At 41.5% G+C, this 25390-nt stretch carries 27 protein-coding genes and 2 tRNA genes; 21 read left to right on the top strand and 8 right to left on the bottom strand.

What is annotated here, in order from left to right:
• Positions 1 to 11 precede the first annotated feature (11 nt).
• From L1272_RS10305 to folX, 5 genes are all read left to right on the top strand, one after another.
• A complete protein-coding gene (locus L1272_RS10305; protein WP_235373316.1) occupies positions 12 to 638 on the top strand; it encodes a YceH family protein in 627 nt (208 codons plus the stop codon).
• A gap of 67 nt (positions 639 to 705) precedes the next feature.
• A complete protein-coding gene (gene nadE / locus L1272_RS10300) occupies positions 706 to 1542 on the top strand; it encodes an ammonia-dependent NAD(+) synthetase (protein WP_054554640.1) in 837 nt (278 codons plus the stop codon).
• Positions 1543 to 1788: 246 nt separating this feature from the next.
• Entirely contained in the window at positions 1789 to 2508 is a 720-nt protein-coding gene (folM, locus tag L1272_RS10295; protein WP_199529874.1) for a dihydromonapterin reductase, read from the top strand.
• 18 nt (positions 2509 to 2526) lie between these two features.
• On the top strand, positions 2527 to 3081 hold the full coding sequence (gene folE, locus L1272_RS10290; RefSeq protein WP_054554638.1) for a GTP cyclohydrolase I FolE: 555 nt from the start codon (positions 2527 to 2529) through the stop codon (positions 3079 to 3081).
• A gap of 2 nt (positions 3082 to 3083) precedes the next feature.
• Complete coding sequence (gene folX / locus L1272_RS10285; protein ID WP_054554637.1) at positions 3084 to 3443, top strand: dihydroneopterin triphosphate 2'-epimerase; 360 nt, start codon at positions 3084 to 3086, stop codon at positions 3441 to 3443.
• Here the strand turns inward: folX and L1272_RS10280 are convergent.
• Positions 3440 to 3877 (bottom strand): YqaA family protein, encoded by a 438-nt coding sequence (locus L1272_RS10280; protein WP_166341417.1) that lies wholly within the window; start codon positions 3875 to 3877, stop codon positions 3440 to 3442. The genes folX and L1272_RS10280 overlap by 4 nt on opposite strands.
• A 57-nt stretch (positions 3878 to 3934) precedes the next feature.
• Positions 3935 to 4306 (bottom strand): DUF4870 domain-containing protein, encoded by a 372-nt coding sequence (locus tag L1272_RS10275; RefSeq protein ID WP_054554635.1) that lies wholly within the window; start codon positions 4304 to 4306, stop codon positions 3935 to 3937.
• 205 nt (positions 4307 to 4511) lie between these two features.
• Here L1272_RS10275 and L1272_RS10270 point away from each other — a divergent pair, with 205 nt between their 5' ends.
• From L1272_RS10270 to L1272_RS10255, 4 genes are read left to right on the top strand one after another with little or no spacing between them, the layout of a single operon-like run.
• Positions 4512 to 5213, top strand: coding sequence for a spondin domain-containing protein (locus L1272_RS10270; protein WP_235373314.1), 702 nt, complete (start codon positions 4512 to 4514; stop codon positions 5211 to 5213).
• 9 nt (positions 5214 to 5222) lie between these two features.
• A complete protein-coding gene (locus L1272_RS10265) occupies positions 5223 to 5927 on the top strand; it encodes a spondin domain-containing protein (protein ID WP_199529872.1) in 705 nt (234 codons plus the stop codon).
• 58 nt (positions 5928 to 5985) lie between these two features.
• Positions 5986 to 6711 (top strand): response regulator transcription factor, encoded by a 726-nt coding sequence (locus L1272_RS10260; RefSeq protein WP_138618792.1) that lies wholly within the window; start codon positions 5986 to 5988, stop codon positions 6709 to 6711.
• Entirely contained in the window at positions 6711 to 8186 is a 1476-nt protein-coding gene (locus L1272_RS10255) for a sensor histidine kinase (RefSeq protein ID WP_199529871.1), read from the top strand. The genes L1272_RS10260 and L1272_RS10255 overlap by 1 nt, the downstream gene beginning before the upstream one ends.
• 21 nt (positions 8187 to 8207) lie before the next feature.
• Here L1272_RS10255 and L1272_RS10250 read toward each other — a convergent pair whose 3' ends face one another.
• Both L1272_RS10250 and L1272_RS10245 read right to left on the bottom strand, forming a co-directional pair.
• Positions 8208 to 10391 carry a S9 family peptidase gene (locus L1272_RS10250; protein ID WP_199529870.1) on the bottom strand — a complete coding sequence of 728 codons (2184 nt, stop codon included), beginning with the start codon at positions 10389 to 10391 and terminating at the stop codon, positions 8208 to 8210.
• Between the two features lie 130 nt (positions 10392 to 10521).
• Complete coding sequence (locus tag L1272_RS10245) at positions 10522 to 14226, bottom strand: S8 family serine peptidase (RefSeq protein WP_235373313.1); 3705 nt, start codon at positions 14224 to 14226, stop codon at positions 10522 to 10524.
• Positions 14227 to 14452: 226 nt separating this feature from the next.
• Between L1272_RS10245 and L1272_RS10240 the strand changes: the two genes are divergently transcribed.
• Positions 14453 to 14923 carry a DUF2721 domain-containing protein gene (locus L1272_RS10240; RefSeq protein ID WP_054554628.1) on the top strand — a complete coding sequence of 157 codons (471 nt, stop codon included), beginning with the start codon at positions 14453 to 14455 and terminating at the stop codon, positions 14921 to 14923.
• A gap of 103 nt (positions 14924 to 15026) precedes the next feature.
• On the top strand, positions 15027 to 15479 hold the full coding sequence (locus L1272_RS10235; RefSeq protein ID WP_058585373.1) for a c-type cytochrome: 453 nt from the start codon (positions 15027 to 15029) through the stop codon (positions 15477 to 15479).
• A 221-nt stretch (positions 15480 to 15700) separates the two neighbouring features.
• On the opposite strand, the gene L1272_RS10230 is transcribed toward L1272_RS10235, so the two are convergent.
• Complete coding sequence (locus tag L1272_RS10230; RefSeq protein ID WP_054554626.1) at positions 15701 to 16351, bottom strand: cytochrome b/b6 domain-containing protein; 651 nt, start codon at positions 16349 to 16351, stop codon at positions 15701 to 15703.
• 137 nt (positions 16352 to 16488) lie between these two features.
• Here L1272_RS10230 and L1272_RS10225 point away from each other — a divergent pair, with 137 nt between their 5' ends.
• From L1272_RS10225 to L1272_RS10215, 3 genes are all read left to right on the top strand, one after another.
• On the top strand, positions 16489 to 17196 hold the full coding sequence (locus L1272_RS10225) for an AzlC family ABC transporter permease (RefSeq protein WP_290440857.1): 708 nt from the start codon (positions 16489 to 16491) through the stop codon (positions 17194 to 17196).
• On the top strand, positions 17193 to 17492 hold the full coding sequence (locus L1272_RS10220; RefSeq protein ID WP_235373310.1) for an AzlD domain-containing protein: 300 nt from the start codon (positions 17193 to 17195) through the stop codon (positions 17490 to 17492). The genes L1272_RS10225 and L1272_RS10220 overlap by 4 nt, the downstream gene beginning before the upstream one ends.
• Before the next feature lie 107 nt (positions 17493 to 17599).
• Entirely contained in the window at positions 17600 to 18082 is a 483-nt protein-coding gene (locus L1272_RS10215; RefSeq protein WP_235373308.1) for a glutathione peroxidase, read from the top strand.
• Between the two features lie 52 nt (positions 18083 to 18134).
• Here L1272_RS10215 and L1272_RS10210 read toward each other — a convergent pair whose 3' ends face one another.
• Positions 18135 to 18323, bottom strand: a complete 189-nt coding sequence (locus L1272_RS10210; RefSeq protein WP_082389337.1) for a PA3496 family putative envelope integrity protein — start codon at positions 18321 to 18323, stop codon at positions 18135 to 18137.
• 391 nt (positions 18324 to 18714) lie between these two features.
• Between L1272_RS10210 and L1272_RS10205 the strand changes: the two genes are divergently transcribed.
• Positions 18715 to 19515, top strand: a complete 801-nt coding sequence (locus tag L1272_RS10205; protein ID WP_235373307.1) for a YggN family protein — start codon at positions 18715 to 18717, stop codon at positions 19513 to 19515.
• A 62-nt stretch (positions 19516 to 19577) separates the two neighbouring features.
• On the opposite strand, the gene L1272_RS10200 is transcribed toward L1272_RS10205, so the two are convergent.
• Complete coding sequence (locus L1272_RS10200) at positions 19578 to 21020, bottom strand: aminotransferase-like domain-containing protein (RefSeq protein ID WP_054563711.1); 1443 nt, start codon at positions 21018 to 21020, stop codon at positions 19578 to 19580.
• A gap of 101 nt (positions 21021 to 21121) precedes the next feature.
• Between L1272_RS10200 and L1272_RS10195 the strand changes: the two genes are divergently transcribed.
• Entirely contained in the window at positions 21122 to 22051 is a 930-nt protein-coding gene (locus L1272_RS10195; protein ID WP_235373306.1) for a DMT family transporter, read from the top strand.
• Positions 22052 to 22105: 54 nt separating this feature from the next.
• Here L1272_RS10195 and L1272_RS10190 read toward each other — a convergent pair whose 3' ends face one another.
• Positions 22106 to 22954, bottom strand: coding sequence for a diacylglycerol/lipid kinase family protein (locus tag L1272_RS10190; protein ID WP_235373305.1), 849 nt, complete (start codon positions 22952 to 22954; stop codon positions 22106 to 22108).
• A 324-nt stretch (positions 22955 to 23278) separates the two neighbouring features.
• Here L1272_RS10190 and L1272_RS10185 point away from each other — a divergent pair, with 324 nt between their 5' ends.
• The 5 genes from L1272_RS10185 to L1272_RS10165 all read left to right on the top strand — a co-directional run bounded on the left by L1272_RS10185 (position 23279) and on the right by L1272_RS10165 (position 25329).
• Complete coding sequence (locus L1272_RS10185) at positions 23279 to 23419, top strand: hypothetical protein (protein WP_166341396.1); 141 nt, start codon at positions 23279 to 23281, stop codon at positions 23417 to 23419.
• A gap of 227 nt (positions 23420 to 23646) precedes the next feature.
• Positions 23647 to 23737, top strand: a tRNA-Ser gene (locus L1272_RS10180).
• Positions 23738 to 23790: 53 nt separating this feature from the next.
• Positions 23791 to 23883 (top strand) — tRNA-Ser (locus L1272_RS10175).
• Between the two features lie 108 nt (positions 23884 to 23991).
• Positions 23992 to 24492, top strand: a complete 501-nt coding sequence (locus L1272_RS10170; protein ID WP_235373304.1) for a DUF4124 domain-containing protein — start codon at positions 23992 to 23994, stop codon at positions 24490 to 24492.
• A gap of 69 nt (positions 24493 to 24561) precedes the next feature.
• Complete coding sequence (locus L1272_RS10165; RefSeq protein ID WP_235373303.1) at positions 24562 to 25329, top strand: MBL fold metallo-hydrolase; 768 nt, start codon at positions 24562 to 24564, stop codon at positions 25327 to 25329.
• Positions 25330 to 25390 lie beyond the last annotated feature (61 nt).

Below are 25390 nucleotides of genomic sequence, written 5' to 3'. Positions count from 1 at the left end.
GAAATAAAATCATGCAATTATCATCGATACAACAACGCGTTATTGGCTGTTTACTCGAAAAGCAAAGTACAACACCCGAACATTATCCGTTATCTTTAAACTCCCTCACTAATGCATGTAATCAAAAATCTAACCGTGAACCGGTACTGTCTCTCACTGAGGCGCAAGTACAAGATACCCTAGATGAGCTTGTTGCATCACGCTTAGTAACTCTTGATGAAGGGTTGTCAGGGCGGGTTAATAAATATGCTCACCGCTTTTGTAATACCGAATTTGGCAGTTTGCAATTTACTGAGCAGCAACGCGCCATTATTTGTTTACTGCTGCTACGCGGCCCACAAACACCGGGAGAGCTAAGAACGCGCAGCAACCGACTAGCTGAGTTTAGCAATGTCAATGAAGTTGAAGCCGCATTAAATACACTCATTGAGCAAGAACATGTTGCACGCTTAGCACGAGAGCCAGGCAAACGAGAGAGCCGCTATATGCACTTATTTGTTGACCCAGACAGCATCACTGAGGATATGGCTGCTAGTGAGCCGATGCAGGATAACAACAGTGAAGTGCAACAATTACTGAGCGAAATCGAAGATCTTAAGCAGCAAGTCAACGAAATAAAAGCGCATTTAGGTCTTTAATAAAAACCGCGCCCATAACATAATGTAAAAAACGCTGACAACCACAACGAAAAATAGGAGCTCTACCATGCGTGCCGACATTCTGGCGGAAATGAAAGTCCAACCAACTATTGATGTAAAAGCGGAAATTACCCGTCGCGTTAACTTTCTTAAAAGCCGACTTACTGCTGCGCACTCTCGCTCACTTGTATTAGGGATCAGTGGCGGTGTTGACTCATCAACCTGTGGCCGCTTATGCCAATTAGCGGTTGATGAATTAAACCAAGAACTCAACACCAACAAATATCAATTTATTGCAGTTCGCTTACCTTATGGTGTTCAAGCAGATGAAGATGAAGCACAAATGGCTGTTGATTTTATTAAGCCAAGCAAGCGTATGACGGTTAACATTAAAGCGGCTGTCGATGGCATGCATGAACAAGCAATGGCCGCGGTTGTTGGTGGTGGTGCTGAATTACCAGAGCAAGCTAAAATTGACTTTATCAAAGGCAATGTGAAGGCACGCCAGCGCATGGTTGCGCAGTATGAAATTGCTGGTTTCTGCCAAGGCTTAGTGGTTGGTACCGATCACAGTGCTGAAAACATCACGGGTTTTTACACCAAGTTTGGTGACGGTGCATGTGATTTAGCGCCGTTATTTGGTTTATCAAAGCGTCAAGTTCGTGCACTTGCTGAGCATTTGGGAGCACCAGCAGTACTGGTAAATAAAGCCCCAACGGCCGATTTAGAGTGTGATCGCCCAGGTCTGACTGACGAAGAAGCGCTAGGCCTCACTTACGATCAAATTGATGATTTCTTAGAAGGTAAAGACGTCAGCAATGAAGTCGAAGAAAAGCTAACAGCAATTTACTTACGTACTCAACATAAACGCCAAGCAATCCCAACCGTTTACGACGAGCTTTAAGGGTAGTTTAAACATTGCGAGGGCAATAATAATTGCCCTTTTCTACTCCTCCCGCCCCCCTTAGCAATATTCAGAACCTTCAATCACTGATTATCAGCTTCACAAAATGATCTGGAGCATCATGCCTGACGTAAAAGTTAGCAACATGATTGCAGTAAAGATGAAATAGTTCTGTAATTTGGTTTATAGTTGTTACAGTAAATACATTATATTTCAAATCAAAAATCTAAGGTTTTATATTAGCTTATGTCATCGCCCATCTTAATTACCGGCGCAGGCCAACGTATTGGACTCGCTCTGGCCGAGCACTTATTATCGAAAGGGCAAGAAATCATAGTCACTTATCGTACCCGCCATGCAGCAATTGATGTGCTTGCAGGCAAAGGCGCTATTTGTATCCATGCAGATTTTAATAGTGACCAAGCTATCGGGCACTTTATTGAAGAATTAAAAGCGCATACCAACCAGCTCAAGGCAATTATTCATAATGCATCTAGCTGGGATTGCGAAGCAAATAATCACGATTACGCTGACCTATTTGATAACATGATGCGTATTCATGCCAAAGCGCCCTATTTAATTAATTTAGCAGCCTCTGACTTGTTACTGCATTATCAACAAAACAGTGGCCAAGCCGCAGATATTATTCATTTAACTGACTATGTTGTTGAAAAAGGCAGTCCTAAGCACCTTGCTTATGCAGCAAGCAAAGCGGCGCTTGATAATTTAACCAAGTCGTTTGCCGCTAAATTTGCACCAGACATTAAAGTGAATGCTATCGCCCCTTCGTTAATTATTTTTAACGAACACGATAGCGACGAATACAAAGCTAAAACATTAAAGAAATCGCTAATGGGCATTGAGCCCGGCTGCGCCGAGATTATTAACAGCGTAGAACTATTACTAAGCAGTCACTACATTACAGGTCGTTCTATGCCTGTTGATGGTGGCAGACATTTAAAATAACGAATTACTGAGAAAGCTATGCACGATGATTTAAAAAACAGTTACCAACAAATAATTACCGCAGTAGGTGAAGATCCTGCTCGTGAAGGATTACTCGACACACCAAAGCGCGCTGCAAAAGCAATGGAGTACCTGACTAAAGGTTATCGTCAAACGTTAGACGAGATCACCAACAATGCGGTATTCACTTCAGACGCCGATGATATGGTATTAATCCAAGACATTGAGCTTTACTCTATGTGTGAACATCACTTATTACCGTTTGTTGGCCGCTGTCATATTGCTTATATTCCTAATGGCAAAGTACTTGGTTTATCTAAGTTTGCGCGAATTGTTGATATGTATGCGCGTCGTTTTCAAATTCAAGAACAATTAACTCATCAAATTGCTAAAGCGGTTGAAGAAGTAACTGGTGCGAAAGGTGTTGGCGTAATCGTTGAAGCAAAACACATGTGTATGATGATGCGCGGCGTTGAAAAACAAAATTCAAGCATGCGTACATCAGTTATGTTAGGTAACTTCAGAGCCGATCCAAAAACCCGTAACGAGTTTTTACAACTAGTTAGAGGGTAATGATGGCCAACGCAATTATTAATGTCACTAACCTCAGGCTACGAACCTTTATTGGTTTTAATCCTGAGGAACGTGAGAAAAAACAAGATGTAGTGATTAACTTAGAAATCCACTACCCTGCAGATCAAGCCTGTGAAACTGATGCGGTTGATAAAGCGCTAAACTACAAGACTATCACCAAAGAAGTGATCAGCCTTGTAGAGGAAGGCCACTTTTTGCTGTTAGAAAAATTGGTTGCTGAGATTTTAGCAATTTGCCACCAGCATCAAAGTGTTCACTATGCCAAAGTGCGCGTTGATAAACCGCACGCGCTGCGCTTTGCAGATTCAGTATCACTGACTCTTGATTGGCAAAAAAGCTAGAATAAGAATTTATCAAGCCCTACTGCAAAGGCAAGCACAGCTAAATAACGTGCGCCTTTGCCTAGGGTCACGAGTAACAAAAAGATTGAAAACTGAACCCTAAAAATTCCGCCAACTACCGTTAACGGGTCGCCGACAATAGGCAGCCAAGCAAACAGCAAACTGTAAATACCGTACTTATTAAATTGCTGTTCGGCTTTGTCTATCGACTTTTGTGAAACGGGAAACCATTTACGGTCTTTAAATCGCATGACTTGCGTGCCCAGCCAATAATTAACACAGCTCCCAAGCACATTGCCCACGGTTGCACTTAACCATAATAGCCAAATTAAATAGTCACCACTGGCTATCATAGCGGTCATCACTAATTCTGAAGAGCTAGGTAATAGGGTAGCTGCAATAAATGCGCTGAAAAATAACGATAAGTAGGCCATAAACATCACATAAAAAAGCTCAGCAAATGGCTGAGCTTTTAGTATATGGCAATTAGTTTACTTTATAAATTCTATCGCCATTGGATATTTAACTTCTTTACCATCGTTGGCTTTAATCGCCGATACGACCACCATAATCAATGAGAATAGCGCAACCAATGGCAGCAGAATGACACCAACGACAACAAACATCAGCATAAAGCAGACAATGTAAGCAATCATCATGGTTAATTGAAAGTTTAATGACTTGCGACCATGCTCAGCAACGAGCGGCATTTCTTCTTTTTTTACAAGCCAAACAATCAAAGGCCCAATCACTGAGCCAAACGGAAAAAGTAAACCAGCTAAGGCACTTAAGTGACAAAACATTGCCCAAGTGCGCTGGTCTTTATCTGCCACAATTATTTCAACTTTTTGATTATCATCCATTTTAAATTCCTTGTTATGGGTCTATTTGTCTCTTTACTATAAACCTTAATAGCATTTTACCCTAGCTAAATTGATTAAATTTAAAACTCTCAACCAGCAAAAAAGGCTGTAATCAATGCTGTGATAAAAATGTGATAACTTCGTGAAGGTTTTTGGATATTGCTATTCGATACTGATTTTGAATCATCAAAAACAGGAATCTCACATGAAAGCTTTACCTTTAACTTTGTTCGCTGCATGCGCAGTAACTAGCCTTACAAGCCAAGCAGCTGAGCTTGATATAAAACTGACTAACCTCACGCAAGGTTTACACTTCACCCCTATTCTCATTACGGCTCACAACAGTGACAGTAAACTCTTTAGCGTTGCTATGCCTGCTTCTACAGCACTACAGACAATGGCTGAGGGTGGTAATCTCGAGCCATTAATGAGTGAAGCCACAGCTACAAACAGTGACATGGTTGCCAACCCAGCTGAAGGCCTATTGGCGCCAGCAAGCTCAACGATGGCGAGCTTATCTACCAGCGATGGCAATAATTACTTATCGCTCACAGCCATGCTGCTGCCTACCAATGATGGCTTTGTGGGTTTAGATAGTTGGATGATCCCAACAGAAGCTGGTACCTACACTGTTTATCTCAATGCCTATGATGCAGGCACCGAAGCTAATGATGAGCTTGTTGTTGAGGGTTCAGGCATGCCGGGCACGCCAGGTATTCCAGCTGCACCGGGCGGCAATGCGGGTATGAATGGCAGTGGCGTCACTAGTAGCGAAACGAATATGATGGTGCATATTCATCCGGGTAATTTAGGTGACGACGATTTAGAAGCAGGTATGAGTGACCTTGATAACACGGTACACAGATGGTTAAACCCAGTTGCGATGCTAACAGTTACGGTTAAATAGGAGGTTATTATGCGCTTTTCAAAAAGCTTAATTATCCTCGCATTAAGTGCCGGCCTTGCGGCCTGTGGGGACTCAGATAATAACGAGGTGGAAGTAACAGATCCTGTAACGCCCGCTATGAGCTATGAATTTACTGTACATGTTACAAACTTAACCAATGCCCAACCTTTATCACCGATTGCAGCCATTGCTCACACTGAGGGTATGCTTTGGCAAATAGGCGAACCAGCCTCAGCTGCCCTCGAATTAATGGCTGAAGGAGGAGATAACAGTGAATTATTAGCGGCTGATTTTAATATGAATTCAAGCTCAGCTGAAAGCCCACTTCTTCCTGGTGAGCAAGTCACTTTAATGTTGAGCACGGAGCAGCTTGATTCATTAAAAATCAGCTTAGCGACCATGTTGGTGAATACAAATGACGCGTTTACCGGTCTGAATGCTATAGACGTGTCTTCGTTAGCGGTAAATGAGTCACTGTCACGTACTAGTTTTGCCTATGATGCAGGCACCGAAGCTAACTCTGAAGCAGCTGGGACAATCCCCGGCCCTGCTGATTCTGGCGAAGGTTACAACGAAATGCGCGACGATATTGACCGTGTTGCAATGCACCCAGGTGTGATCAGCCAAAATGATGGCCTGACAAACTCAGTGCTCACCAGTCAGCATAAGTTTGATAACCCGGTTGCTCGGTTCACCATAACGCGGACGCAATAATAATCGCACTCCTTACACCGAGGTCATAAGGATGTGCCTCTGTGATTTGGAGTGAGCAATGCGCCAAGAAAAATTATTAATCGTCGAAGATGATAGAGCAATACGCCAACTTATCAGCACACAATTACACTGCCTAAACCTACATATTGATGAAGCCTCGAGCGCTGAAGCTGCAATAAAGAAGCTTGCCAGCTCAAGTTACGGCTTGGTGCTACTCGATATCAATCTACCACAAATGGATGGCTTGAGCTTATGCCGCAAAATTAAAGAGCACTACCCAAGTATTGCCGTTATTTTACTAACTGCACTCAGTAGCGATATGGACAGAGTGATTGGCCTGGAAATGGGCGCTGATGATTACATTTGCAAGCCGTTCTTCGCCAGAGAGTTACAAGCACGAATAAAAACACAATTACGGCATAGGTCACAACTTATGGCAGCCCAATCACATCATGAAGATAGCGCTCAAGCAGTCATTCAACTTGGTGAACTCCATATTGAATTTGCCAGCCACCAAGCATTTTTAGCTGACCAAGCAATTAACTTAACCGCCACCGAATTCGATTTACTAGTCTATTTTGCTAAACACCCAAACCATGTTTTTAGCCGCCAACAGTTACTAGACCAAGTGTGGGGTTACCAACACAGCGGCTACGAGCATACGGTTAATTCCCATATAAACCGTTTACGCAGTAAATTTGAGCAGCATCACCCTACAACCTTTATCGAAACAGTCTGGGGCGTAGGCTATAAATTAAACCCTAGCCAATTGAGTGTAAACTAATGAAATCAATGACGCTTTATCAAAAATTGGCTTGGTCATTGGTGCTTATTTTTAGCCTGTTGTGTGCACTGGTTTTAAATTGGAGTAAGCAGCTAGAGCAAAGCTCTGTACACCATGCTCAGCAAAACTTGCACCTTCAATTAGCCGAACATTTAGTGCATGATAACCCACTGATCCAGCAAGGTGTGTATGACTATAAGGCACTAGAAAACTTATTTCACACGCTGATGATACTTGGTCCAGCTTTTGAGTTTTATTTTGTAGACCCAGAAGGTCATTTACTGACTTATTCAGCCAAACCGGGGCAAGTCGTAAGGCAACAAATAAACTTAAGCCCAATACAGCAGCTACTCGACAACCCCACTGCCACGCCAATTTATGGTGACGACCCGCGTAGCAAGGATGGCGTAAAAATTTTTTCGACCGCACCAGTTTATAATCAGCAACAACTGCAAGGTTATTTGTACGTGATAATTGGCGGGCAAGCTTACGATACAACCCTTAAAAACATTAAAGCCAATGATAACCTTTGGCTTGCCGCAATGTGGTTTATAGCCGCCTTAGTTGCGCTATTTATTGCGATGTTGCTGTTATTTCGTTTTTTCACCTTACCGTTAAAAAAACTCAATAAAGAGCTTAATAAAATAGAAGCGGCTAACTACAGCCTAACCAAAATGTCATTGGACTCTAGCTACACTGCTGATGATGAAATTGGCAATTTAAGCAAAGGCGTCAATGCCATGCTCGCACGTATTGATGAGCAGTTTCAGTCATTACAGCAAGCCGATAAACAACGCCGTGAGTTACTTACGCATTTATCACATGATTTACGTACGCCGCTATCTTCACTGCACGGCTTTCTTGAGGTGATCAATAAACCGGATAGCCACTTAAACGAACCTGAGCAACGTCATTACCTCAACCTTGCAATGGATAACTGCCAGCAATTAAAACATCTGATCGAACAAATTTTTGAACTTGCTAATTTAGAGTGCGGCCAAGTAAAAATTCAATCAGAGACCTTTAATTTAGGCGAGTTGATTTATGATTGCGTGGCAAAGCTTGCACTCACTGCACAATCCGCAGGAATTTCACTCAGGGTTATCCCAGAAATTTGCGACTTTACCGTGACGGCAGACATTGCAAAATTAGAGCGGGTACTAACAAACTTAATTGAGAATGCTATTCGACACACCCCAAGTGGCGGTGAAATTGCCGTCAAGGTTAGCCAACAAAGTGATCAGTTATACGTGGCAGTATCTGATACTGGGGTTGGTATTCATGAGGATGAACTCAATGCTATTTTTGAACCTCATTATCAGGCCCGTAATAGCATAAAACGAGGCTCAACAGGCTTAGGACTGGCTATTTGCAAGCAATTGCTCACCCTAATGGATAGTGAAATAAACGTCAGCAGTACCTTGGGAAAAGGCAGTGAGTTTCGTTTTAATTTAGCAATGCAGGCACCCGTTTAATCACGGATGCCTGCGTTGTTATTATTTTTCGATACCCGCTAAATCTAGCATAAATGCATAATATAAAGCGGTGTCTTGTAAGCTCTTAAAGCGCCCAGAAGCACCGCCATGACCTGCTTCCATGTCAGTTTTAAAAAGCAATAGGTTATCATCGGTTTTATATTCACGCAGCTTAGCAACCCATTTTGCTGGCTCAAAATACTGAACTTGAGAGTCATGCAAGCCGGTGGTGACTAACATATTTGGGTAAGCCTGTTTCTTAACTTGGTCGTACGGCGAATACGACAGCATATAATCGTAATAGACTTTATCGTTCGGGTTACCCCACTCGTCATACTCATTTGTTGTTAGTGGTAAGCTGTCATCTAGCATAGTCGTGACCACATCAACAAAAGGCACTGCCGCAATCACTCCTTTATAAAGTTCAGGCGCTTGATTTACAACAGCCCCCATTAGTAAGCCACCCGCACTGCCACCCATGGCAAAAACATTATCTTTATCTGCATATTTTTGAGCAGCCAATGATTTAGTCACATCAACAAAGTCATTAAAGGTGTTTTGTTTATGAAGTAACTTGCCGTCTTCGTACCAAGGACGACCCAACATCTGCGAGCCACGGATATGTGCAATTGCAAATACAAAACCACGATCGAGTAAGCTTAATCGTGAACTAGAAAAGCTTGGATCCATGGTCGCACCATACGAACCATAGCCATATTGCATAAGCGGATTAGAGCCATCTTTTTTAAACTTATCTTTTCGATAAACAAGGCTCACTGGAACATTAACACCATCTCGCGCAGTTACATATATGCGTTCAGATGTGTAATTGCTCGGGTTGAAATCACCCAATACTGTACGCTGTTTAAGCAGTGTTTTTTCGCCACTTTCGAGGTTGATATCGTAGCTACTACCTGGGGTTGTCATACTTGAATAGTAAACACGTAAATTAGGGTTATCTAACTCACTATTACCATAGCTAAAAACCATATACGTTGGATCATTAAACGCAACTATTTGCTCTTGTTGGTTGCGAAGGTCACGAATAGTGATACGGGTTTGCCCCATTTCACGTTCTTCATAAACCAAGTGATTGTTAAATAACTCAATACCCTCAAATTTAACCTTATCGCGACCAGCAATAACCGTTTGCCAATTGGTTTTATCATGGGCTTTATCACGGTGCACTTTCATCAGTTGGAAGTTAACCGCATTTAAATTGGTAACGATGTAATACCAATCACCTAATTTTTGAATATCATATTCAAGCCCAGCTTCACGTTCAATAAAACGTTTCGGCATTGCTTTAACATCATTTGCATCAATAACCGAGACACCCGACGCACTAGTACTGCCATGACTAATATAAATATCTTGTTGGTCTTTACTCTTGTAGATACCGGTGTAATAACTAGTGTTTGTCTCTTCGTAAACCAGCTCATCGTCGGCTTGCGGGGTACCTAGCGTATGGCGATATACTTGGTAGCCTAACAGCGTTTGTAGGTCTTTTTTGATGTAGTAAAAGGTTTTGTTGTCATTAGCCCACACGACATCACCTTCCGTGCCTTCAAGGCTCTCTGTGAGCATTTTACCTGTGGTTAAATCTTTAACTTTAATTGTGTAAATGCGACGACTAACTGTATCTTCACCGTAAGCAAGTAAATTGCCATTTGGACTCACAGCTAAACCGGTGACAGCAAAGTAATCATGATTTTTAGCAAGCTCATTTACATTTAAAATAACTTGCTTACCCTCTCCTTGACTATCTTGGCTACGCACATAAACCGGATATTCATCATCACCACGCGTTTGTGAGAAATAATAATAATCCCCTTTTTTTGTCGGTACGGTATCGTCATCCTTTTCAATACGTCCTTTAAGCTCTTCGAAAAGGGTGTTTTGTAGCGTTTGAGTATGTGCCAATTTGCTTTCAACATACGCATTTTCAGCATTTAAATGAGCAATAACAGCGGCATCTTTGCGCTCATCATCACGCATCCAGTAGTAGTTATCGATACGTGTGTCACCATGAATGGTCATTTCATGAGGTATTTTTTTAGCAACGGGAGCTGCTATTTGAATCGACTCAGTTGCACCCGATTGTTTTATTGTATCTTTTTTATTTGAGTCATCAGGAGCTTTATTACAGGCAGTTAAAATAGCTAAAGAGAGTGCCGCGAGACAAAGTGAGTGGCCAACTTTCATAGGGATCCTAAATTAATTTTTATTATTAAGTCCCTAATATAAGTAATTAACCGTGAATTTATAAGTAGCCTTTGTGAAGCAATGTAAAAAGGGAGCCGAAGCTCCCTTTTATCACTTATTTTTCAAATAATTACTTTTGCTTACGACGACGCATGAATGCGAACGGTGCAGCAAGTAATGTTAACCATGCTAGTGAACCTGAAGAAGATTTTTTCTTCGGTTCTTCAACGACAGGAGCTGGATCAGCAATTGTATCATTTACAACAATAGAAACACTTGTTTCTTCTGATTCCATACCTGAGCTCTCACGTACAGTATAAGTAAAGCTATCTTCACCTGCGAACTGAGCATTAGGTTTATAGTCTATGGTACCATCTTCTTTCACTGTTGCTGTACCGTTGCTTGGTGCAGAAACAACTTTAACTGTTGAAGACTCAAGGCTACCCTTAACTTTCACACCTTTGTGGACAAGGAACTCTGCATTATCTAATTCCGAAGCAGCCTTACCATCAAACGTGAATCGAGATTCACCCATATCATTTTCTAATACATTGATATTGATAGTTTGCTCTTCATCAGTAACTACAGAATCTGCCGAAGTATAGTTGCTACGGTCTTTCGCAAATGCTTGATACTGAATTTCAACTGTACCACCTTGGGTTTGCTCAACCATATAACCTTGACCAAGAGCTGTCCCTGTTGGAACTGTACTTAGTGCAACACCGACACCACCATCAGCAGATTCAGCGCCAGCCGAATAAGCAGAAGGTAACGCTGGAACATCTATGTAATTAATACGTACTTCATCCGTACCTTCTTTCAAAATAACTTGGAAAGTGTACTTATCACCTGAAGTGCTAGCGTATTCTTCAACATCATGCCACTCAATAACAATGTGACCACTTTCAAGTGTTGCTATATACAGCTCACCACCGCCAGTTGCACCACCCGCTAAGTCATAATCGGCCCATAAAGGTGCAATAACACCATTTGGCGTACGAGTATTAGGGAATGCACGCGGAGACCACGCACCACTGACGTTCACATCACTACCAACAGCAACGAAACCATTATCAGAAACTGTAAATGCTGAATATTCTTTTCCATCATAGATAAAGTCAGCATCAACGGTTACCGTAAATTCATCACAACCATTTGGGCACGCAACAGCTGTTGCTCCAGCTTCTGCTAAAGAGAACGTACCTAACAAGTTATCATCAGAAAGAGTCATAACTTTAGGGTCTAACTTACCAGTCCATGTTAGTTCTTTATTATCTTCACTAACAGTTACTTCACCGGCTCCACGTGCAACTTCCACTAAAGGTGAAGTGCCTTTAAGTAGCTCTGCATTTTCATCAAGCTTAACATTAACGGTTAATTCGTTTTCAAAGCCAGAATTAGCAAATTTAACGCCTACTTTCGCAGGTGTTGATGAGTTTAAAGAATCAGCATCAACATTAGCGGTGAAGAAACTCGCATTTGTTTCTTCATTATCGTATATAGCAAATGGAAGGTGAGCTACCTGACCTGTTTCAGAGTGCGTCCATACAACATGACCAAAATTCCAACCTTTAACACTATTGTATGTTGAGTCAATATCTAAATTAAACTCTGCAATATCGGTGCGTGTCTCAGTATTATCTTCTCCAGTCGTCACAGAACCATTCGCTTCTAGAGTGATAGTGCTAGGCGATATAGAGATTTCTGCACCATCCATGTCTGTAACTACTTTAGCTGTCCACTCTCCCGAGGTGTCACTCATATTTTGCACAGTATTTTTGAAGCTACATACGCTTAGACAGCTAGGATCAGCATAAGAACCGTGACTAAATGTAAGCGACGCATTTAATGCACTAGGTACATCTAGGCGACCAGCACCAACATCAAAAGCATCTGCTTTAGTGACAAGATCTTCTTTATGAAGTCCATCCATCTTCGATGTACTCATTAAAGCGGTTTTGATCTGTACAGCATCCCATTCTGGGTGTGCTTGCTTAATAAGTGCAGCTGCACCCGCAACATGAGGGCTAGCCATACTAGTACCAGAGATTGCCGTGAATGTTAATCCATTTCCCTCATCTGGAGAGTATGCAGACAGGATGTCTGTACCTGGAGCAGCAATATCAGGTTTTAGGAAGCTTGGTTCACCGTTTGGTCCTCGTGAACTCGAAGAATTAACTGCATCAGTGAACTTAGCTACGATAGTTCTTTGCACACTTGGATCAAGAGTCGCGATAACAGGCTCTTCTGCTTCTTTCAATAACTCAACTAAGCTTAAACCATCTTCTTGGCTAATAGCTGAAGCTGGGATTGGAGCATCATCCATAGACATCCCCATCGCACCACCTGCAGTATTATTGTGAATAATCACTGCAGAAGCACCTGCTTTAGCTGCATTTTCAGCTTTAACACTAAAAGCACAAGCACCACGAGAGATTAATGCAACAGAATCAGCAAAACTAATTCCTTCCGCAAACTCTTCGCAACCCTCAAAGTTATCTGGTGCGATAACTTGTGCAGAGATAACCGGTAAAGAAAGCGTTTCTTTTAATAGGCCATTACTACCCTCAATACTTAAATAGCTTTCGCCATCAACCTCAATTTGCTGCGAAAAAAATCGGCCTGTTTGGGTATTTGCAACTGTTAAACCAGACTCGATACATCCTGGACAGCCAATTGTTTGTGGTCCATTACCATCATTACCTGCTGCAGTAACAACAACAACACCTGCTTCTTCTGCTGCTGTAAATAAGTCGCTGTAAGCACTTGATGCAGGGTTTGCTCCTGCACCACCACCCCATGAGTTATTAATAACATCTGCGCCGTCTTTAATTGCGGCTTCTAATGCAGACATAAGCGCGGTTGTAGTACCACTGCCGCGACCATCAGCTGTATGCCATAGTGCTTTATACGCCATCAGTTGAGCTGCAGGAGCTACACCAGAAATAGACACATTGTTACCCTGGTAGGTGATTTCCATTGGGTTACCAACCGCAGTACCAGCTACGTGCGTCCCGTGACCATCATAACCTAAAGGAGAGCCAATATACTCATCTGGATGAACACTAGAAGGAGTTGGACCAAAAGCACGTGCAACAATTAACTTGTTATTACAAAAGTCAGCTTCACCACCATCCATTCGACAATAATCAGGATTTGTTGCTAAGTAAGCAGCTTCTTCTTCACTGAACTCTGGAGCCGTAAAACCTACATCTGAAAACATAGGATTTTCAGGGCGAATACCTGAGTCAATAATCGCAACCTTAACACCTTTACCAGCTTCAGATTGACCACCTAATGCTTGCCACGCTTCAACACCTTTGATTACATCAATTGATGCGTCCATTACTGTATGATATTCAGTATCTAGGAATACTTTTTTAACGCCTGGTAGTCTAGCCAGAGCTTCTCTTTGACCTTCAGCGCCCTCAATAACAACACCATTGAATAAAGTGCTAAACGTATGAGAAACAGCTCCACCACTTATAGATACAGCGTCACGAGCTACGCTCTTTTGCTTAGCTTTTAAGTAACTGCTGTACTTTAACGCTTGGTTTGAAGAAAGATTTAACTTACTCTCCCCAGTTACCTCTGCAGAGGTAGCCTGTAGGCCGATGATTCCGCCTTTATAAGTTGCAAGAGGTTCATCCTCGAGTTGAATAATATAGCGAGTTTTATTGTTAATTGTTTTATCTTGAGAGTAACTTTTTACATTAGATATTTCAGGAACATAGCCCTTGTTAAGATCAAGTGTTGCTGCTGTAACACCATAAGACATCATTGCTAACCCAATAGCCGATGATAGAGCGGTTCGCTTCATTTTACTTGGAGACATCATTTTCCCTCGGATGAGTTTTATATTATTGTATTTACTCAATTCAATGATATTAGAATTGTTCGACGACTATAAAGCTCAAAAACACAAACTAGCAACAGCTTGGTTACAACAAAGTGACCACCCTGCCAAAAGGAAACTGTAACAGACTGATTTAAATGGGTTAAATGTCAAACTTAAATTGTAAACCACTGTAAATAAAATATAACAATGAGCGGAGAGACTGATGAATTCAGAAGTTATCAACATTCTTACCATGGCAAAGGTGATTCAAACGGCTGTTGCACCCGTCTTTTTAATTACCGGTATTGCAGCAACGTTAGGCGTGCTTTCCAACCGCTTGGCGCGTATTACCGATCGAGCGCGACAGTTAGAACGCAAGCTTAAAGTCAGTACGGATGAAGACTTCAATAAGTCATTAACAACGGAGCTAAGGGCACTGTTGAAACGCTCTCGCTGCATCCATATTGCATTTAGTCTAAGTGTACTCAGTGCTTTATTAGTATGTGCTGTGGTTATGTGTCTATTTTTATCGCATATTCAATCTATCAACTTGAGCGTGACAATTGCTAGCTGCTTTGTGGCCGCTATGGCGCTGCTGATATGTGGATTTTTATCTTTACTATGCGAGGTTTTCTTAGCAACAAGAAGCATGCGCCGCGGCATGATCTTCGCTGATATTGATATAAATGATTAAATTAAACTTAAGTTAAGATTAACCGCAATACACTTGAATATTATATTGAGCTAAGATAAAACTCAGTTAGTTTACTTTTATGACATCTTAAGGGGCAAAAGGAATGAAATTAAAACAACTAGTAGTGGGTGCAATGCTATCTACAATGGCACTGGGCGCATCAGCAAATTCTGTATTTGAAGAGCCAAGCGATGCAATCGAGTATCGTCAGGCAGCATTTTCAATGATCCGCGTACAAATTGGTGACATGGGCGATATGCTAAAAGGAAAAGTACCTTTTGATGCAGAACGTTTTCAAAAGCGTGCCGACAATGCAGCAGCACTATCTAAAATGCCTTGGGAAGCTTTCGTAGCGGGTTCTGATAAGGGTGATACATCTGCACTTGCAGCTGTATGGAGCGACAACGAAACCTTTATGAAAAAAGCAGTTGCTTTCCAACAATATGCAGATGAGCTAGCAGTTGCAGCACAAAGCGGCGATAAAAAAGTAATTGGCAAAGCATTTGGCGCATGGGCTAAAGGCTGTAAAGATTGCCATAAGTCTTTCAAAGACTAGTTAAAAACTTAAACTAAAAAGGCGCTTATTAGCGCCTTTTTTAATGTCTTATACCAATTCGCTTAATTAAGTGGTCTATTTTGAGGCAATAGAACCTCGTTGATAGCAAGGCAAAAATTTCGTTATTTAGTTTGTTCTAAATCAGAAATTTTTAACGCAGGTAGCGACAGGTTTTATCCCTCAAAATGATTAAGTATTATTGCGGATTGGTATTAGATTACCTAGCCAAGCAAATAGCTGAGCGGCTCTGCACCCCAAGTCGTAAATAGCACCACTAAGCACACTGCAAAAATAACAAAAGCTATCAACGGTGATTTAGTAACAGGCTCAGTAACCGCAACTTGCTCACTATTACCCGTTAGCATAGGTTTCACTAAGTTTTTTCCCTTAATGCGGTAAATCACAATCGCTAATACATGCAACACAATGGCATACAACAAGATGTCAAAGTTTAAATGATGGAGCCAACCGGCAAACTCTACGGTATCTGAGGATACATGCGCCACCAGCGGGCCATCCGTTAAAATATCGTCACTGGTCATTAAGCCAGAGGTTAACTGTACGATGAGTAGCGCAAAAAAGGCTATCACCATATAACTACCCGCTGCGCCATGACCCGCTTTATGTTCATTGCTTGTAAATGACTTAATTGCAGCAACAGGAGAGTGAATAAGTGCAGAGAGCTTTGCCGTTTTACTACCAATAATGCCCCAAACAAGACGTGTAATAATAAGCGCTAGAGTGAAGTAGCCTGCAGTAAAATGCAGCTCCAACATACCTTCTTCAGCACTAAAATAGAGTGTTGCGATGGCGGCAACTAATAACCAATGGAAGCTTCTTATAAAGCCATCCCATACTTTAACTTTTGACATTGTAACTTTCCCTTTAAAAGATGCTAATGATTTCAGCAACAGGCTCGGCTATACATTATTGCAAACTTCAGTTATTTTGACACACCTCTATTTCAGCTGTTTTGATCTGAGCCATAACAACAAACATGAGCGATAAGATGCATAAATCAACAATAAGAGCCTTGCTAAAAGGATTTTTCGACATGCTCCCCTTATGCCTTGCGGTGTTACCTTGGGGAATTTTATGTGGCTCGTTAGCTGTTCAAAATGGCTTCAGTGCCCTAGAAACACAAGCTATGTCGTTGTTGGTATTTGCAGGTTCAGCACAGCTCGTTGCGATTGAATTAATGGCAGGCAATACGCCGCTTTTAACTATTTTATTTACCACACTCATTATTAGCTCTCGGCATTTTTTATATGGTTTAGCTATTCGCCACAAAGTCATAGATCAACCCTTTCGTTGGCGACTGCCAGTGAGTTTTGTACTAACAGATGAATTATTTGCTTTTTCGCACCATCGTAAAGCATACCGAACGAAAGTGCGCCTTATTTACGCACTCAGTGCCGGCTTTAGTTTTTATATTGCCTGGAATATCTGGACCTTACTAGGTATTGTCGCAGGAAGTCTCCTTCCCGATTTAACCCACCTTGGCCTTGATTTTGCCATCGCTGCCACGTTTATTGCTTTAGTTATTCCGGGAGTTAAGAACCTTGCAACACTGGCTACAGTGATCACCGCAGGCGTTGTTGCAACGCTATTGAAAAGTCAGGGCTTTCAACTTTGGCTTGTCACCGCGGCTCTTATCGCTATGACAGTGGGTTACCTAATTAGTCGCTGGCAAGCAAAAGAGGAGCATATACTATGATGACCACCATTTTATTAATGGCGTGTATTACCTTCTTCACACGTTACTTATTTCTGCACCGCGCATTACCATTCAAAGTCGGCCCGAAAATGCAGCAATTTTTAAGTTTTAGTGCCCCTGCCGTACTCACCGCGATTTGGGTGCCCATTGTATTTATTAATGACGAAGGGATAAATCTAGATTGGCAAAATCCCTATCTAAGCGCTGCTGTTGCGTCTGTTATCGTGGCTTATAAAACACATAACATATACTACACAACACTGGCAGGAATGGGATTATTTATAATTTTAAGTTAGCTGCGATGCTTATCCCCAAGTAAGAAAAGCCGCTGATTAAAATTTACCCTTTTAGAAAAATGCCAAGCAAGTTAGAATCAATGCAACAATAATAAAAAGTTATCACTATGAGCGAATTTCACCAACTTTCTGCTACCAGCCTACAAGGCCAAACCGTTGACTTTTCTGATTTTGAAAACAAGGTTGTACTTGTTGTAAATACAGCAAGTAAATGCGGTTTCACTCCACAATATGAAGGCTTACAAGCACTGCATGAAAAGTATCATGAACAAGGCTTAGTAATAATTGGTTTTCCTTGTAACCAATTTGGTAAACAAGAGCCTGGGGACGCGAAGGAAATTAAAGAAGGCTGCCTCATTAACTACGGCGTTATCTTTTTAATGATGAGCAAAGTCGATGTGAATGGCGAACATGCTCACCCTGTTTTTAGATACCTAAAATCAGAGTTACCGGGGTTTATCACCCGCAAAATAAAATGGAACTTCACCAAATTTTTAATTGGTAAAGATGGCAAAGCAATTAAGCGATATGCGCCACTCACAAAGCCTGAACAGCTCGAATCAGACATCGCAGCTGCACTGGGCAAATAACAAAGTCTAAAAGCAATAAAGAGGCAAATTGCCTCTTTATCTAAATTTATGCTTAGTCGTTCAAGTACTCGTCAAAGTCGTCATCGCCTAAGTTTCTACGCAAGCGTTTTTGTTCAAGATAGTCTTCCAACTTCTTCTTAACGCGTTGCTTTTTCTTGTCGTGTTGATTACGCCCGACCATTTCGTACTCGTCTTCAACAAAATCGTCATCTAGCGCGTCATAACTAAATGTCTTACCCACAACCCACTCCATAAAGTGTTTGAGACCAATTCTTGAGATTAAAATTTGCTCGATGAATTGGCAAAGATTAAAAAGCTCAGTAGTAATTTAGTATCTAAAAAACCACCAAAATAAAGCCATACACCCATGCTAAATAGGTCATATGTCAATATTGTGAATAAATAGCGCTAAATTTGATTTCTGAAAAGTGAGAGTTTTTTATCGTTTCGATAAGAGTCATTTATGCATGTGTGTTTTTTAGTTAATTTGACTAAAAAGTGGTTAAAAAATTATTGACCGCAATTTTCAAAAAATCATAAAAACACATCAAACCATTGAATTAATTGAACTTATAAATTATGGCATTCAATTTGATTATGTATTTGTGTCATTTCAAACAGGAAAGAAAAAAATGAAAAAGTTATTGTTAGTAAGTTCTTTATTTATCGCTACCAGCGCAATGGCTCATAACGATAATGATACAAATATTTCATTCAGCGGTGAGCAGTGTGATGTTGAATTTATAAATGATGTACGCATCACACCAAGCGAGTTAGAAGTATACACAGCCGATAATCGCACTATGAAAATCATCGATCAACACACTTTATATATCGATGGTCAAAGCGTGTCGCTTGATGCTTCACAACAGCAAGCAATTGCAGATTACTCAGACAGCTTACGCAGCCAACTTCCTGAAGTAGCAAATATCGCACTTGATGGTGTAAAAATAGCTGGTGTAGCCATCGAAGAAGTATCAAATGCTTTCAATATTGATGGCCTAAGCGACATTTCAGAATTAATGGACGATATCAGCGTAGAAGTACAAAACGCTTTCTATCAGCAAGGTGCGTTCACCATGGGTCAGCAAAATTTCGAAAAATTTGGCCAAAACTTTGAAGACCAATTCGATGAGCAAATCGAATCGGCTGTCGAGTCAGCCATGATGCAATCGATGGGCAGTATTTTAGTGGCGCTAGGCTCTGAACTTTTAGGTTCAGGTGGCGACATGGATGAGTTTGAGCAACGTATGGAAAACATGGGCGCACAAATCGAAGCGCGTGTAGAAACACAGGCAGCTCAACTTGAAGAGCGTGCAGATGCATTATGCGGCAGCTTTGCTGATATCGCTCATAAAGAGCAAGAGCTAGTAGTTCTAGTACCAGAGCTAAAAGAGTATCAACTATTTACTTTTAAACAGAACGCAGAGTAATGAATTAACATCCCTGAACCAAAACACTTGGTCCTTTCGCGCAGAGCTTGCTCTGCGCTTTTTTATTTTTTGGCCAGCACAGTCAGTTGCGATAACGTTTTAATCGCCTGCTCTAAGTTTTCAGACCAAGGCAAGCCATAACTTAAGCGAAAACAGCTACGGTATTTTTTACCCGCTGAGAATATCAACCCTGGAGTAATGCTGATCCCCGCCTCTAATGCCAAGTGGAATAACTTTACCGCATCATATTGGCTACCAAGGTCAACCCAGATAACACAGCCCCCTTGCGGGTTACTTATACGCGCACAACTTGGCATATATTGCTGCAGGCACCAAATCATACGCTCTTTGTTGGTACTTAAGCGCTGTCTAAGCAAACGAATGTTACGGTCGTACTCACCGCTAGCTATAAACTCATACAAGGTCCACTGGTTTATAAGTGGCGCAGAGCAACTAAGCGCGCGTTTGTGTCGCCTTGCTTGTTCTGCAAACTTACCGGCAATGATCCAACCAATGCGGTAACTAGGTGCGGCTGTTTTTGAAAACGACGCGCAGGTGATCACTAAGCCCTTTTTTGAATAAGCTTGTGCAGGCGTCGCACGCTTGGCTGTAAAATGTAAGTCGCCATAAACATCATCCTCAATAAGCACCACGTCACGCTGCTCTAAAAGTGCCACTAATTGCTCACGCTTGGCATCAGGCATAAAACTGCCAACAGGGTTATTTAATGAGGTTGAAAACACACAGGCTTTTATATCATGCTCATCGAGTGCTTGAGCCAAATCATCTAGCCATATTCCTTCATCGGGGCACAGCGGTATTTCCAGTGCCTTTAAACCTAAGCTTTCAATTAATTCGATAATGCCAAAATAACAAGGCGACTCGATAGCAATAACATCACCGGGTTTAGCGACACACTTAAGGGCAATCGCCAGTGCCTCTTGAGCACCATTGGTGATCACTAATTCATCGCTATCAACCCCAATGCCAAAATCCAGATAGCGATGAATGAGTTGTTTTTTAAGTGGTGCAAAGCCATCCATAGGGCCGTAATTAATTGCCGATGCGCCCGCTAATGTCATTACTCGGCGCATTGTTCGTGCCAGTGCTTTATCTGTAGGTGCAGCGGCTACAGGGTTGGCGATACCAAATGGCACCACATTAGCTTTATGGATAGCGCTGTAGACTTGCTCAATCAAGCCTTGCTTATTGACTGTAGTCGGCTCTCGACTGAGCCTAACTCGCTTTGGTCGTGACTGATTTAACTGTGAAGACTTTAAAAAGTAGCCTGACTTTTCTCTTGCTTCAATCAATCCTTGCCCTTCAAGTAATTGATACGCTTGTTTTACAGTAGGAATACTGATGTTGAGCTTGTCTGCCATTTTTCTGAGCGAAGGTAACTTTTCACCCGGTAATAACGAGCCTTGCAAGCAAAGATCTCTAACTAGCTGAATAACTTGTTGATATAAGAACTCACTGTTACTACGACTGATAACTTGTGACATAGCCCACCAAACTGTATAGGTTGCATTTCTAGTTTTCTGTATATGTTAAGTATACAGAAGAGGATTAAAATGAACATACTTTCAATTTTTGGGTACTAACTATGAAAAGCGCCGCTCTCTACCTTGCTACAGTACTGATCTGGGGATCGACTTGGCTAGCTATTGAGTTTCAACTAGGTGATGTCGCTGTTGAGGTCTCTTTATTTTACCGCTTTGCCATTGCAGCCATTTTAATGTGGGCCTTTGTGCTGGTAAAAAAACTCCCTATGCAATATTCACTGCGTGATCACGGAATTTTTGCATTATTGGCTTTATTTAACTTTGGTTTAAATTATTTAGTGCTGTATTGGGCGCAGAATTATCTCACCTCAGCAATGGCCTCAATAGCGTTTTCGATGTTGCTATTGATGAACATCATTAACACCCGCTTGTTCTTCGCCAAGCCAATTGCAAAACGAATTTACTTTGGCGCACTACTTGGCGTAATGGGTATTGCCAGCTTATTTTGGCCACAAATTCAGCAATTCGACTTGAGTAATGGTGCGTTGGTCGGGTTACTACTTGCGCTATCTGGAACCTTTGTGGCTTCATTAGGGAATATGGTCAGCGTTCGAAACTCTCAGCGTAATATCGGCGTACTTCAAGGCAATGCCTGGGGTATGTTATACAGCGCTTTAGGGCTAGCTGCTTATGTTTTAGTAAGTGACGTTGAGCTCACGTTGAACGCCCCAAGTAGCTATTGGGTATCGCTTTTCTACTTAGCAGTGTTTGGCACCGTAATCGCATTTGCTTGTTACTTCGCGCTACTTAAAAATATCGGCCCTGAGCGAGCAAGCTATGTAATCGTATTGTTCCCGCTGGTTGCAGTGGTTTTAAGCACCTTATTTGAAGGATTCGAATGGCAAGCGAATACCTTTATGGGATTTAGCTTGGTGTTATTCGGAAATGCTATCGTGCTAACTCCAACTCGACAAATTAAAGCATTTTTTGCTGCACGTAACCTACAGCAAAAAAGCTCCATCCCCAGTTAGAAGTGACTATGTCGCCTCTAACACCAAGCGCTGGCAAATTTTGCCGGCGCTTTTTTATGGCACATGAAAACGAAGTGCTTGTTTGTGTATCTTAACTTTAGCCGGAGTAAAACCAACGAGCTCACCATCGGCTTCTATAGCCAGTCCTTTCGTGGTGATCTCGGCAGTCGTTAACCGGGTATATTCCAGCGCGTGCAAACTATGATGCTTTACGAGCAGTAAATACAAAAAGCTGAGCAGGTTTTTCAATAAACCGCCAGCTGGCATGCAGTAGCAATCAAGCAGACCATCATTTAACTTTGCCCGAGGGGCAATCTTTAAGCCACCACCAAAGTAATGATGATTAGCAAAAATCGTCGCTAAATTACTGTAGTTGAGTGCTTTACCATTAAACTCACCCTGAAGTGATCGTGCCCGAAATGAAAATAGCTGTTTGATGCCCTGCCAAGTGTAGCCAAACGAGCTAAAACTTCCGGCTTTATTTAGTTTAGTCACTACTTCAGCGTCAAAACCTATTCCCGCCACATTAATAAAATAGCGTTGATTGATTTGTCCAACATCGATTAATTCTGTACGGCTATTAAAAACAGCCTCATACCAAGCCTGTTGTTTACACGCAAAGCCACGCGCAAAATCATTTCCTGTGCCTGCTGGAATTAACGCGATAGAACAGCGACTCGACATTAATGCATTAACAGCTAAATGCAGCGTCCCATCACCACCAATCACCACAACTTGACTCTGGTTTTTAGCCAAATGCGTAATATCAGCGCAATCATTCTCAAACTTGCCTGTGGTTAAATACAATTCAGGCTCAATCTGTCTTTTTTTACATTCTTTTAGTAGCCAATCAACACTGTTTTTATGATTTTTTTTGTCACTTGGCTTTATTATTATCAACATCAACGGTTACTTCTTTTCTTACATGGCAAAAACACCACGCTCGTTCAAATTATATTAATCTGAATAATTAGTCACTTTCTCACTCTAAAAACGCATAAATAAAAACACCAAAAGCTAAAAACCTTTATTTACTTATACTTCAACGCAAACACAATTGCATAAGCATGCAGCGCAATGTGTATTTAAAAACTTAACCCCATGTTAATAAAAGACTTTCGGATTATAAAAAGTTATCTGGCAGACTCAATTTTTATCGTTTTATTTTTGTTCAGTTTGATTGCAAAATACTCACATTTTCAACCAAACACAACCCGGAGCAAAGTAATGAACCCAATTAATACATTAAACCAAAACGCTGCAACTCATGTTGCCGTAAAACCAACAAACCGCAAAGCAAAAATGTTGGCAAAACTAAATCGCTACGGCAAAAAGTTAGCTCTTGGCGGCGCAGTACAACACAAGTAATCCCCAACCATGGTTACTTTATCGGTGCAGTAAACACCCAACCACTAACGAAGATCCTTCTTTAGCTCCTCCGTTTACTGCCCCAACCCCCTTCTTTTAAGTTAAAAACAGCAAATAATTAAACCTTTTTACAAAAAACACCCTCTTTACGCTCAAAAAACAAGCAAACAAACTTTTTCCTATTTACACAGCCGATTCAGCTAAGTATTATTCTCGCATCACGATGTGGAGAGATGGCAGAGTGGTCGAATGCACCGGTCTTGAAAACCGGCAGGGGTTTGTAGCCCCTCTAGGGTTCAAATCCCTATCTCTCCACCACTTATTTTTATTTGTTGATTTATTTCAGCAAATTACAATCAGAATTATGCGCTGGAGAGGTGGCCGAGTGGCCGAAGGCGCTCCCCTGCTAAGGGAGTATAGGGTTTGTAGCTCTATCGAGGGTTCGAATCCCTCCTTCTCCACCATTTTATTATTAAAAACCGCTTTTTAGCGGTTTTTTTATGTCCGAAAACTTGCACTCCTCATTATATTTCATGCATGCTAAGTATCTATTTGCTACACAAAGTGATGCTATGTTTCGTTTTGCATTTTTTACTCTTGCCCTATCTGCCAGCGCCAACAGTCAAGCCACTATTTATAAGTGCATGATTGACGGGGTTGCCACCTTTACAGAGCAGCCTTGTGGTAAAGATGCAGCAATAGTAAAAATTACACCACCACCCGCAAGTAACCAACCCCCAGCCACAGAGCAGCCGCCAAATCCGCAAAAGCCTGCAGACTTAAGTGTTGAAGATTATTTAAAAATCCAGAAAGCCGATCGCGAAATAGACCGCCTTCAGTTAGAGATCAAAGAACTACAAAAACAGCAGAGTGAGCGCATTGGTAAACTCAATAATATGACACAAGATGCCGCAAACAGGTTAGGCGCAGCGTCTATTGATGATGCTATTAGCAAACAAAGCGAACGTATTAATGCTTATTATAAAAGCCAAATCGCCCTCCTCGAAAAGCAAGTATCACAGCTAGAAGAAACCAAAAAACAGCTCAAAGAACGAGCCTCACAATCCAATTAGTCTAGCTTACCAAAACTGGTCAGACATGATATAACAACATTTGCTGATTAAGTTTAGGGATCAATCGTTTTGCAAATTCATACGCTCGAAGGTTATATCCAAAATATCTATTTGGTTGAATACCCAGATAAATTGATGCTACTTGATGGTTGTTGCCGTGCTGATGTTGATACTGTATTTGACTATATTACCGAACAACTCAAGCGCCCCATCACAGACTTAAAACTAATAGTAGTCACCCATATGCACCCAGATCATGCCGGTGGAGCGCATGCATTAAGAAAGTTAAGCGGTGGAAAAATAGCGACGTCGAACGCCCCAGGGCAATGGTATAGAGGCATTGATGGTTTCTTAATGCATTTAACCGATATTGCTTTGGCTTGGTGGGTCGCCGGTAGGTTAAATAAAAAACGCCACAATCTTTGGTACAGTCGCCATTTAGATGCTGACTATTACCTTGCCACTGATGCAACCCTACCCGGCTTTGACGATTGGCAAGCACTGCATAGCCCAGGCCATACCGACCGAGATATTAGTCTGTATCATATTCCTAGCGAGCGAATTTACATTGCTGATTTATTAGTAAAAGTAAAAGGGCGGCTTGTGCCACCCTTTCCTGTTTTTTACCCAAAGCTGTATTTAAACTCTTTGTTGATGCTAAAAGCGCTGCAACCAAAACGAATTATGTTTGCCCACAGTAACGAAGTTAGTATTGATGACATCGACTTTGAGCAAATTTTAGCGCTGGTCCCCGAAAAACCAATGACGCACTGGCGTTCTGCCAAAGCAAAGGCTCGACAAGCTCTTAACGTAATACCAACTCGCAATAATACTTAATCATTTTGAGGGATAAAACCTGTCGCTACCTGCGTTAAAAACTTTTCATTAAGAACAACTT

Origin of the sequence: Pseudoalteromonas sp. PAST1, from assembly GCF_021532515.1 — a bacterium.
Taxonomy (GTDB): domain Bacteria; phylum Pseudomonadota; class Gammaproteobacteria; order Enterobacterales; family Alteromonadaceae; genus Pseudoalteromonas; species Pseudoalteromonas simplex.
The sequence above is the reverse complement of the archived record's forward strand: the minus strand, read 5'-3'. Positions and strand labels throughout refer to the sequence as shown.

Bases quoted from the DNA above. Each gene is read 5' to 3' on its own strand.
- L1272_RS10245 (WP_235373313.1), bottom strand. From the start codon at position 14,226: ATGTCTCCAAGTAAAATGAAGCGAACCGCTCTATCATCGGCTATTGGG.
- L1272_RS10270 (WP_235373314.1), top strand. From the start codon at position 4,512: ATGAAAGCTTTACCTTTAACTTTGTTCGCTGCATGCGCAGTAACTAGC.
- folX (WP_054554637.1), top strand. From the start codon at position 3,084: ATGGCCAACGCAATTATTAATGTCACTAACCTCAGGCTACGAACCTTT.
- L1272_RS10250 (WP_199529870.1), bottom strand. From the start codon at position 10,391: ATGAAAGTTGGCCACTCACTTTGTCTCGCGGCACTCTCTTTAGCTATT.
- L1272_RS10200 (WP_054563711.1), bottom strand. From the start codon at position 21,020: ATGTCACAAGTTATCAGTCGTAGTAACAGTGAGTTCTTATATCAACAA.
- L1272_RS10225 (WP_290440857.1), top strand. From the start codon at position 16,489: ATGCATAAATCAACAATAAGAGCCTTGCTAAAAGGATTTTTCGACATG.
- L1272_RS10205 (WP_235373307.1), top strand. From the start codon at position 18,715: ATGAAAAAGTTATTGTTAGTAAGTTCTTTATTTATCGCTACCAGCGCA.
- L1272_RS10280 (WP_166341417.1), bottom strand. From the start codon at position 3,877: ATGGCCTACTTATCGTTATTTTTCAGCGCATTTATTGCAGCTACCCTA.
- folM (WP_199529874.1), top strand. From the start codon at position 1,789: ATGTCATCGCCCATCTTAATTACCGGCGCAGGCCAACGTATTGGACTC.
- L1272_RS10220 (WP_235373310.1), top strand. From the start codon at position 17,193: ATGATGACCACCATTTTATTAATGGCGTGTATTACCTTCTTCACACGT.
- L1272_RS10235 (WP_058585373.1), top strand. From the start codon at position 15,027: ATGAAATTAAAACAACTAGTAGTGGGTGCAATGCTATCTACAATGGCA.
- L1272_RS10190 (WP_235373305.1), bottom strand. From the start codon at position 22,954: ATGTTGATAATAATAAAGCCAAGTGACAAAAAAAATCATAAAAACAGT.
- folE (WP_054554638.1), top strand. From the start codon at position 2,527: ATGCACGATGATTTAAAAAACAGTTACCAACAAATAATTACCGCAGTA.
- L1272_RS10240 (WP_054554628.1), top strand. From the start codon at position 14,453: ATGAATTCAGAAGTTATCAACATTCTTACCATGGCAAAGGTGATTCAA.
- L1272_RS10170 (WP_235373304.1), top strand. From the start codon at position 23,992: ATGTTTCGTTTTGCATTTTTTACTCTTGCCCTATCTGCCAGCGCCAAC.
- L1272_RS10265 (WP_199529872.1), top strand. From the start codon at position 5,223: ATGCGCTTTTCAAAAAGCTTAATTATCCTCGCATTAAGTGCCGGCCTT.
- L1272_RS10275 (WP_054554635.1), bottom strand. From the start codon at position 4,306: ATGGATGATAATCAAAAAGTTGAAATAATTGTGGCAGATAAAGACCAG.
- L1272_RS10185 (WP_166341396.1), top strand. From the start codon at position 23,279: ATGAACCCAATTAATACATTAAACCAAAACGCTGCAACTCATGTTGCC.
- L1272_RS10255 (WP_199529871.1), top strand. From the start codon at position 6,711: ATGAAATCAATGACGCTTTATCAAAAATTGGCTTGGTCATTGGTGCTT.
- L1272_RS10305 (WP_235373316.1), top strand. From the start codon at position 12: ATGCAATTATCATCGATACAACAACGCGTTATTGGCTGTTTACTCGAA.
- nadE (WP_054554640.1), top strand. From the start codon at position 706: ATGCGTGCCGACATTCTGGCGGAAATGAAAGTCCAACCAACTATTGAT.
- L1272_RS10230 (WP_054554626.1), bottom strand. From the start codon at position 16,351: ATGTCAAAAGTTAAAGTATGGGATGGCTTTATAAGAAGCTTCCATTGG.
- L1272_RS10260 (WP_138618792.1), top strand. From the start codon at position 5,986: ATGCGCCAAGAAAAATTATTAATCGTCGAAGATGATAGAGCAATACGC.
- L1272_RS10195 (WP_235373306.1), top strand. From the start codon at position 21,122: ATGAAAAGCGCCGCTCTCTACCTTGCTACAGTACTGATCTGGGGATCG.
- L1272_RS10215 (WP_235373308.1), top strand. From the start codon at position 17,600: ATGAGCGAATTTCACCAACTTTCTGCTACCAGCCTACAAGGCCAAACC.